This window comes from Aeromonas sp. QDB34, assembly GCF_027705405.1.
Classification (GTDB): Bacteria; Pseudomonadota; Gammaproteobacteria; order Enterobacterales; family Aeromonadaceae; genus Aeromonas; species Aeromonas hydrophila.
In genome coordinates, this window is the sequence record NZ_JAPDBT010000022.1 from 50,746 (window position 1) to 59,694 (window position 8,949).

The 8,949-nt window shown below is 64.5% G+C and carries 8 protein-coding genes; 3 read left to right on the top strand and 5 right to left on the bottom strand.

The features are described 5' to 3' along the window. Positions 1-41: 41 nt before the first annotated feature. A complete protein-coding gene (locus tag OKC29_RS19760) occupies positions 42-941 on the top strand; it encodes a LysR family transcriptional regulator (protein WP_073352060.1) in 900 nt (299 codons plus the stop codon). A gap of 73 nt (positions 942-1,014) precedes the next feature. Continuing rightward, positions 1,015-2,916, top strand: coding sequence for a dihydroxyacetone kinase operon transcriptional regulator DhaR (dhaR, locus tag OKC29_RS19765; RefSeq protein ID WP_073352612.1), 1,902 nt, complete (start codon positions 1,015-1,017; stop codon positions 2,914-2,916). A 92-nt stretch (positions 2,917-3,008) separates the two neighbouring features. Here the strand turns inward: dhaR and OKC29_RS19770 are convergent, their stop codons facing one another. The 5 genes from OKC29_RS19770 to OKC29_RS19790 all read right to left on the bottom strand — a co-directional run bounded on the left by OKC29_RS19770 (position 3,009) and on the right by OKC29_RS19790 (position 8,240). After that, positions 3,009-4,091 carry a glycerol dehydrogenase gene (locus OKC29_RS19770; RefSeq protein ID WP_073352062.1) on the bottom strand — a complete coding sequence of 361 codons (1,083 nt, stop codon included), beginning with the start codon at positions 4,089-4,091 and terminating at the stop codon, positions 3,009-3,011. Positions 4,092-4,216: 125 nt separating this feature from the next. Then, positions 4,217-4,933 (bottom strand): dihydroxyacetone kinase phosphoryl donor subunit DhaM, encoded by a 717-nt coding sequence (gene dhaM / locus OKC29_RS19775; protein WP_073352063.1) that lies wholly within the window; start codon positions 4,931-4,933, stop codon positions 4,217-4,219. 1 nt (position 4,934) lies between these two features. Next, positions 4,935-5,564 carry a dihydroxyacetone kinase subunit DhaL gene (gene dhaL, locus OKC29_RS19780; protein WP_073352065.1) on the bottom strand — a complete coding sequence of 210 codons (630 nt, stop codon included), beginning with the start codon at positions 5,562-5,564 and terminating at the stop codon, positions 4,935-4,937. Positions 5,565-5,579: 15 nt separating this feature from the next. After that, the gene (gene dhaK / locus OKC29_RS19785) at positions 5,580-6,650 is read right to left on the bottom strand and encodes a dihydroxyacetone kinase subunit DhaK (RefSeq protein ID WP_045525822.1); all 1,071 of its coding nucleotides are present in this window, start codon (positions 6,648-6,650) and stop codon (positions 5,580-5,582) included. A 231-nt stretch (positions 6,651-6,881) separates the two neighbouring features. Next, positions 6,882-8,240 (bottom strand): NCS2 family permease, encoded by a 1,359-nt coding sequence (locus OKC29_RS19790; RefSeq protein ID WP_065475228.1) that lies wholly within the window; start codon positions 8,238-8,240, stop codon positions 6,882-6,884. 226 nt (positions 8,241-8,466) lie between these two features. Here OKC29_RS19790 and OKC29_RS19795 point away from each other — a divergent pair, with 226 nt between their 5' ends. Next, on the top strand, positions 8,467-8,799 hold the full coding sequence (locus OKC29_RS19795; RefSeq protein WP_005306245.1) for a cupin domain-containing protein: 333 nt from the start codon (positions 8,467-8,469) through the stop codon (positions 8,797-8,799). Positions 8,800-8,949: the final 150 nt, after the last annotated feature.

Here is an 8,949-nt window from a genome sequence, read left to right on the forward strand (position 1 = left end):
AACGATCAATTTTCGGTAAAAGTGATAAGTGGAGCTAATCAATGGTGTTCAAGCAGTGGCCCCCGCTCAACGTGCTGCGGGGCTTTGAGGCGGCGGCCAGACTCGGCAGTTTTCATCAGGCTGCGCAGGAGCTGCACCTGACCCAGTCCGCCATCAGCCAGCAGATTCGCTCGCTGGAGGAGCTGCTCGGCCAGCCGCTGTTTCACCGGCAGGGGCGCTCGGTCGCCCTCACCGATGCGGGGCAGGATCTGCTGGAGACCACCCAGAGCGTGCTGTTGCAGCTGGCGATGGGGATCCAGCGGCTGGAGCAGTACCGCAAACCGAACCAGCTGGTGCTCAACACCAGCACCGCCATCGCTCGCCACTGGCTGCTGCCGCGGCTGGGGGAGTTTCACCGCCTGCATCCCGACATCGATCTCTGGCTGTTCACCAGCGATGAAGAGCCCGACATGGCCGAGCAGACCATCGATCTCGCCCTGCGCTGGGAGCTGGCCCCCCAGGCCGAGTGCCGCCACCAGCTGCTGCTGGCAGACCGCCTGCTGCCGGTGGCGGCCCCCGCCGCGCTGGCGCTACCTGCGACAGAGCGCACCACCCTGCACGGGGAGCGGGAGCTGGACTGGCACCACTGGACCCTCAAGGGCGGAGAGGATCTGCAGCTGCAGACCCGGGGGCTCAACTTCTCCGATCCCGGCCTCTTGCTGGACGCCGCCTGTCAGGGGCTCGGCATCGCCCTGGTGAGCGAGCGGCTCTCCCGTCCCGCTCGTCAGCAGGGGCAGCTGTTGCCGCTCTCTACCCACAGGGTCAAGGGGCCGCAATGGCATCTGCTGGTGCATCAGGAGAGCGAGACCATGCCGGAGTGCCGCGCCTTCTGCCACTGGCTCGGCCAGCAGTTTGCCGACGGCGAACCGGACCGAGAGGAGGGCGGGGTTGCCACCCTCTGAGGCAGGTCACTGAATCGGGCTAGCAAGAGTGGTTAAATGGTCGGCTCACATCTTGCCGGATATTGCTGTGACCATGCCATCTGACCTTCAGCCGCTGCTCGCTTGGCCTGACTATCTGCAGGCATCCTGGCTGCGCTGCGCCCACCAGACCAGTGCCACCCTCTGGCATCCGCCCCACAGCGCAAAGGGGCAGACCTTGCAGAGCCTGCGCCAGCGCAAGCGTGACCTGCTCACCACCGGCGAGATGGCCCTCGAAGATCTCTACGAATTCATGGAGGGGCGTCCCTGCGCCCTGCTGCTCACCGACGAGAGCGGCTGCCTGCTGGCCCAGACCGGCCATCCCGACACCCTGCGCGAGCTGGCGGCGCTGGGGTTTGGCCCCGGCGCCTTTTTCAGCGAGGGGCGCATCGGCACCAATGCCATCAATCTGGCGGCGCTGGAGGGAGTGCCGCTCTGCGTCAGCGGCCCCCAGCACTTCAATCAGACCCTGCATCCGTGGCACAGCTGCGCCAGTCCGGTCTACAACAGCAACGGCCGTCAGGTCGCCATCATCGCCTTGATCTGCAAGGTGGAGGAGGCGGGCGCGGGCGATCTGGCGCTCACCGTCAGCGCCGGGCGCGAGCTGGCCCATCTGCTGCATATGGAGACCCTGATGCAGGAGTCCCAGCACCACCTGAGCGAACTTTACGCCCTGCTCGATGGCATGGATGATGGCGTGCTGGCCTGGGATCCGCAGGGGCGACTGCGCTACCTCAACGCGCTGGCGGCCAATCGGCTGCGGCTCGATCCGGCGCTCTGCCTCGGTCAGCCGCTGGAGCAGCACCTGTTGTTGCCGCAGCGGTTGCAGCTGGCGATCAGGGGGCAGACGCCGCTCAGCCATGTGGAGGTGACGCTGGAGCGGCTCGGCGCGCAGGAGGCGGAGTTCATCAATGCGCTGGTGAGCCTCAAGCCGCTGCCGGGGCCGGAGGGGGTCAGCTTTATCGCCCTGCTGCACCCGGTTGACCGGCTGCGGGCCATCCACCAGTTGCGCCAGACGGTGCCCGAGCTGTCGGCGCTGGTGGGCGAATCGAGCGCCATGCGCAAGCTGCTGCGCTACGCCCGGCAGGCAGCCCAGAGTCAGGGACCGATCCTGCTGCGCGGCGAGGAGGAGGTGGGCAAGGCCCAGCTGGCGGAGGCGATCCACTTTGGCAGCGAGCGGGCCGCCGGGCCACTTATTACCCTCAACTGCAAGGCGCTGCCGAGCGAGCGGATGGCGCTGGAGCTGATGGGTTCCGACGAAGCGGGACAGGAGCGGGCGGGCAAGTTCGAGCTGGCCCACGGCGGCACCCTGGTGCTGGAGCAGGTGGAGTGCCTCTCTGCCCCCATGCAGGCGGCGCTGCTGCAACTGCTCAAGACCGGCCGCATCCAGCGCTTCGATTCGGCCCGCATCCTGCCGCTCAAGGTAAGGATCATCGCTACCAGCAGCGCCGCGCTGGAGCAGAAGGTGCAAGAGGGGCACTTCGGGCGGCAGTTGCTCTATGCGTTGCAGGCGTGCGAACTGTGGCTGCCGAGCCTGCGCGAGCGCGCGGCCGATCTGCCCGGCCTCATCAGCCAGCAGCTGGGGGCGCAGGGGCGCGAGCCGGGGCGCCAGTTCAGCCCGGCGGCCCTCGACTGCCTGCTCGCCTACCCCTGGCCCGGCAACCTGGGAGAGCTGCGCAGCGCCATCGAGCATGCACTGCTCCACTCCAGCCAGCCGCAGATCCCGCCCGAGGCGCTGCCGGCCGCCATTCGCCACGGCCATCAGCTGGTGGCGGACGAGGTGGTGGGACAACCGCTGCTCACCCTGGCCGAGCTGGAGCATCAGGCCATCCTGCGCTGCGCCCACGCCTGCAAGGGGCAGGTCAGCCAGATGGCCCAGCAACTGGGGATCGGCCGCACCACCCTCTGGCGACGACTGAAGCTGCTCGAGATCGATCCCGCCGACTACCACGGCTGACGGCGATCCGAGCTCTCGCAACAAGCCCGCTGACAACGAAAAGGCCCCGCAGTGGCGGGGTCTTTCTATATGGCACGCTTGTCAGAGGCCAGTTACAGCCCCAGCTGGTGGGCGGTGACGATGGCCGCCAGCACGTCCTCGGCGGTAACCTTGAACGGCATGTTGTGGATGGTCTCCCCCTCCGCAGTGGAGGCCTTGGCCACGTCCATCAGGCGCGCCATGTCCAGCTCCTTGACCCCCATCATATGCAGGTTGGTGGGCAGGCCAATCGAGCGGCAGAAACCCAATACGGTTTCGATCTCCGCCATCGGCGCATTCTCCAGCACCAGCTGCACCAGGGTGCCGAACGCCACTTTCTCACCGTGATAGAGGTGGTGACACTCGGCCAGCTGGGTCAGGCCGTTGTGAACGGCGTGGGCGGCGGCCAGACCGCTGCTCTCGAAACCGATACCGCTCAGATAGGTGTTGGCCTCGATGATGTTCTCCACCGCCTTGGTGCAAAGCCCCTGCTCCACCGCCAGCTTGGCCTTGTAGCCATCGGCCAGTAGGGTCTTGTAGCAGAGCTTCGCGATGGCCTGCGCCGCCAGGGTGGAGGCACCACCGGCCATGGTCTTGCAACCGGACACCTTGTTGGCGCGCGCCTCGAAGTAGGTGGAGAGCGCATCCCCCATGCCGGAGACCAGCAGCCGCACCGGGGCACGGGCGACCACACCGGTATCCATGATGACCATGTTGGGGTTGGTCGGGATCATCAGGTATTCGCTGAATTGCCCTTCCGGGGTGTAGATGACCGCCAGCGCGCTGGTGGGGGCATCGGTGGAAGCGATGGTCGGCACTATGACCACCGGCACCTGCTGGTAGAAGGCGACCGACTTGGCGGTATCCAGCGTCTTGCCGCCGCCGATGCCGATGATGACGTCAAACGGGGTCTGCTTGCAGCGCGCCAGCAGGCGATCTATTTCGGGGCGGGAGCACTCGCCGTTGAAGCAGTCGAACTCGGGCTGGATGCCTGCCCCGTGGAAGCTGGTGGCCACGGTATCGCCAACCAGCTTGGTGACGAAGGCGTCGGCCAAGATCAGCGGCTTGGCGCCGAGCGCCTTGACGTAGTTGCCGATATTGGCGAGGGCCCCGTTGCCTTGCACGTATTTGCTGGGGCTGATGATGATGCGGTCCATATTTTATCCCTCTCTCTTTATTTATTAAGAATCGGGGCGAAGGGGCGGCAGTGCCGGGGACTCCTTCGTCTTGAATGGGGCTGCACCGGCTCAGCGAGCGAGTGCAGCGCCTTGCAACAGTGGCGTCAGTCGCCGAAGCGCTCCGCAGCCAGCTGCTGGAAGCAGGCCAAGGCGGCCTCGGCATCCTCCCCGCGCGCCAGCAGGGTGAGCCGGTCGCCCTGACGCACGTTGAGCATGGTGAGCCGGGTCAGGCTGCGGGGGTTGGCCTCTTTATCCTCTTTTTGCAACCTGAGTTCTGCGGCAAAAGGCTTGAGTGCCGCCACCAGGCGAGCGGCAGGGCGCACGTGCAGGCCGTGGGGATTGTCCACCACCACCTCGCAGCGCAGCCAGCCGTCGTCGGGGGCAGGAGCGGCCTCGACATCCTGCGGCTCCGCCTTGCCCGTCAGCATCGCCTGTTTCGGGCCCAGCGCACCGAGCGCCTCGGCGGCGACCTCGTCCAGCGTCAGACCGGAGCCGGCCGCCACCACGGCGGCCAGGGTGCCTTCGACCAGCGGGGCCGGGCAGAGCCGTACCCGAGCACTCAGCTCCGGGGGCAACAGCTCGAGGGCGGTCTCGGCGCTGAGCAGGGCGCTGCCCAGATCCATCAGTACCAGCACGCCGCTGCCGTCGTCCGCTTCTTCAATCGCACTCATCACGGCGATGGCGTCGGTGCCGATGGGGTGGTCGGGGTCATCGACCCCGGCCGCCAGCAACAGTTTCGCCGGGCTGCCCAGCTGGTCGGCCAGCGCTTTCAAGCCGGCTGCCAGCATGGCGCTGTGAGAGACCACTACGATTCCGATCATGTCACAACCTCGCTCTGTCACGCAGGGCGGTCAGCAGCAGCAGGGTCGAGGTGGCCCCGGCATCCTGATGGCCGATGCTGCGCTCGCCAAGATAGCTGGCGCGCCCCTTGCGGGCCTGCATCTGGATGGTGGCCTCGGTGCCGGCGGCAGCGGCAGCCACCGCCTTGTCCAGCGCCTCAGGTAGCGGCAAGCCTTGCTTCTCCGCCTGCTGCAGGGCGGCCAGGGCTGGCCACCAGGCATCGCACATGGTCTTGTCACCCGGCTCGGCGCGACCGCGCGAGACGATCCCCTCCACCCCGTCGCTCAGCATCTTGCCGAGTTGGCCGAGGGTCAGGCTCTGGCAGGCATCGCTGCTGGCCGCGGCCCGGATGAAGAAGGTGCCGTAGAGCGGGCCGCTGGCCCCGCCGACCGAGGAGAGCAGGGTCATGCCGGTGGTTTTCAACACCTGACCGATGTCTTTGTCCGCCACTGCCGGCAGCTTCTCGGCCACCTTGGTAAAGCCGCGCTGCATATTGAGGCCGTGGTCGCCGTCGCCGATGTCGGTATCCAGCGCCGTGAGGTAGTCACGCTGCTCGGTGAAGATATGCTCGCAGTCGAGCAGCCAGTTGACGATCTGATGTTTGCTTAGCATGGGAATGAGGGCTCCTTAGCAGCCGCGACGCAAGGCCGGGGTGTGAACGGGGGCATCCCACAGGGTCATCAGCTCGTCATCCACCTTGAGCAGGGTGATGGAGATGCCGGTCATGTCGAGGGAGGTGCAGTAGGGGCCGATCAAGTTACGCACCAGATGGATGCCCGCCTCTTCGCACAGGGTAGCAAGGCGACCATAGACGCCGTAGAGCTCGGAGATGGGAGTACCGCCCAGGCTGTTGACCAGTGCGATGACGCGATCGCCCTTGTTGAACGGCTCGATGAAGGTGTGCTCCTCCTGCCAGCTGCCGGAAGCTCTGTCCCAGTGACGCAGGGTACGGCCATAGGGAGTGTTGTCCGCCAGTTCATTGAACATGTCACCCACCAGGGTGTCGAGATTGGTGAAGGGACGGCGCGCTATGCCCGGCTCGCCATGGATGCCCACGCCGAACTCCATCTCGTTGTCCGCCAGGGTGAAGGAGGGCTTGCCGGCGGCCGGTACGGTACAGGCATGGGTAGCAACGCCTATGGTGCGACTCTGGTTGTTGATACGGCGGGCCAGCGCCTCGCAGCGCGCCAGATCGTAACCCGCCTCTGCGGCGGCACCGACCAGCTTCTCGCACAGCACGGTCGTGGCGACACCACGACGGCCGGCGGTATAGAGACTGTCTTTGACCGCCACATCGTCATCGATCAGGGCGAAGCCCACCTTGACCCCGTCACCGTGCAGCAGCTCGACCGCGGTCTCGAAGTTGAGCACGTCGCCGGTGTAGTTCTTCACCAGAAACAGCACGCCGGCGCCGCCGTCGACCGCCTGGCCGCACTCATACATCTGATCCGGGGTCGGCGAGGTAAAGATCTCGCCGGGGCAGGCACCATCCAGCATCCCCTTGCCCACCAGACCGCCGTGCATCGGCTCGTGGCCGCTGCCACCGCCGGAGACCAGCGCCACCTTGCCCATCACGGGGGAGTCGGCACGGGTGATGTAGTGTGGCTCGATACGGACCTTGAGCTCGGGGTGGGCGGCTGCCATCCCCATCAGTTGTTCACGGACCACGGCATCGACAGCATTGATCAGTTTCTTCATGGCTCACTCCTTGGCTTGCCACCACACGGGTAGGCAGATGGTTGATGGAGCCAGTCTAACGACAGAAAACAGGATAAAAATAACCGGGAGTTTGGTTCGGATTTGAAACAGCAGAAGGGTGGTCGGCGTTTCAATCTGAAACAATGCGGAGCCAATATAAGGAAAACTGTTAGCCGTCTCACAGCCAACAAAAAGGGCCCCCGCAGGAGCCCTTCACGTAAACCGGGAGCCTTAGATGGCCCAACCACCGGCATAGAAGATCACCAGTGCCACGGCGATGATCACGGTACCGATATTGAGCTTCTTCCACTCGGCGGCAAACAGGCGACCGACGACCAGCGCCACGAAGCCCAGCATGATGCCGGTAACGATGTTGCAGGTGAGCACGATAAAGACGGCGCACAGCATGCCGGAGAGCGCATCGACCGAATCGTTGAAATCCAGCTTGGTGACGTTGCCCAGCATCAGCAGGCCGACATACATCAGCGCAGGCGCGGTGGCATAGGCAGGTACCAGGTAGCTCAACGGCGAGAGGAAGATCATCAGCAGGAACAGCACGCCGACCAGGGCAGCGGTCAGACCGGTCTTGCCACCGGCGGCGGTGCCAGCTGCGGATTCGATGTAGACGGCAGCCGGTGCACCACCGACGGCGCCCGCCACCATGCTGCTGACGGAGTCGGCAGTCAGGGCCTTGCCGCCGCTGATGATGTGGCCACGTTCGTTGATGAGGCCCGCCTGACCGGCCACGGCACGGATGGTGCCGGTGGCGTCAAACACCGCGGTCATCACCAGCGCCAGTACGGTCGGGATCACCACCGGATTGAGGGCGCCCAGCAGATCCATGCTGCCCACCAGAGAGCCCTTCTCGCCCGTCAGGCTCGGCACGGCGAAGAAGCCCTGCCAGGTCACTTTCGGGTCGAACACAAGGCCGAGAATGGAGATGGCGATGATCACCATCAGGATGCCGCCCGGCACCTTGCGACGCTCCAGACCGAAGATGGCGGCCAGACCCAGCACCGTCATGATGACCGGGAAGGCGGTCACTTCACCCAGCTGAACCGGCAGACCGGCACCTTCGTTCTTGATCACCATGCCGACGCCGTTGGTGGCGATCAGCAGCAGGAACAGACCGATACCGATGCCGGTACCATGGGCGATGCCGGAGGGCAGGTTGTCCAGGATCCACTGGCGCACGCCGGTGACGCTGATCAAGGTGAACAGAACCCCCATCAGGAAGATGGCGCCCAGCGCGACCGGAATGCTCAGCCCCTGACCCAGCACCAGGCTGAAGGCGGTAAAGGCGGTGAGGGAGATGGCGCAACCGATGGCCATCGGCAGCTTGGCCCACAGCCCCATCAGCAGAGAGCCGAAGGCGGCGATCAAGCAGGTGGCCACAAACACCGGCCCCTGTTCAAAACCGGCGGCGCCCAGCATGTTTGGCACCACTATGATGCTGTAAACCATGGCCAAAAAGGTGGTCAACCCGGCCAGCAACTCCTGGCGCACGCTGCTGCCGCGCGCAGAAATGGAAAAATAAGAGTCCAAAAAGCCGCCATTCCCTGATTGGGCGGCCATATCTTGCTTTGCCATAACTTGTCCTGAAAGTGTGAAGGAAATCGTTTGCTTTCGTGGCGCGCAAAATAGCAAGAATTTGTCGGAATTGCAGCGAATTCCCTGACTTTTTCATCAAAATGGCCGTAATCGTTCTCGTTCGGGCACGAATTTGCTTGCCTGCCTGTCACGGCTCTCACCTTTATCCACCAGGCTCGCTCCTATACTGCAGAGAACCACTCGCACTGTCAGACGGGAGATACCCATGCACACGCGCAATCTGCTGAACGATATTCCCTCGCCACTGCCTACCGAACTCTTTCAGGATCTGGTCAGCACCAACCACCTGCGGATCGAACGCATCCTCTCCCACGGTCATCAAACCGCCCCGGGTGAATGGTACGATCAGGATGAACATGAGTGGATCCTGGTGGTACAGGGGGAAGCCAGCCTGCTGTTCATCGATCCGCAGACCCAGCAACAGCAGCTGGTACAGCTGGGCCCGGGCGACCACATCAACATTCCCGCCCGCCAAAAACACCGGGTGGAATGGACCCATCCCGACATGACCACAGTATGGCTCTGCGTGTTTTACTGAGTCGCGTGAGGCAATAGAGGCTATTCGGGGGAAATGATGGCTGTGCCGGAAACGAAAAAAAGCCCAGTCTTTCGACTGGGCTTCTTAAGTAGTGGCGGAGCGGACGGGACTCGAACCCGCGACCCCCGGCGTGACAGGCCGGTATTCTAA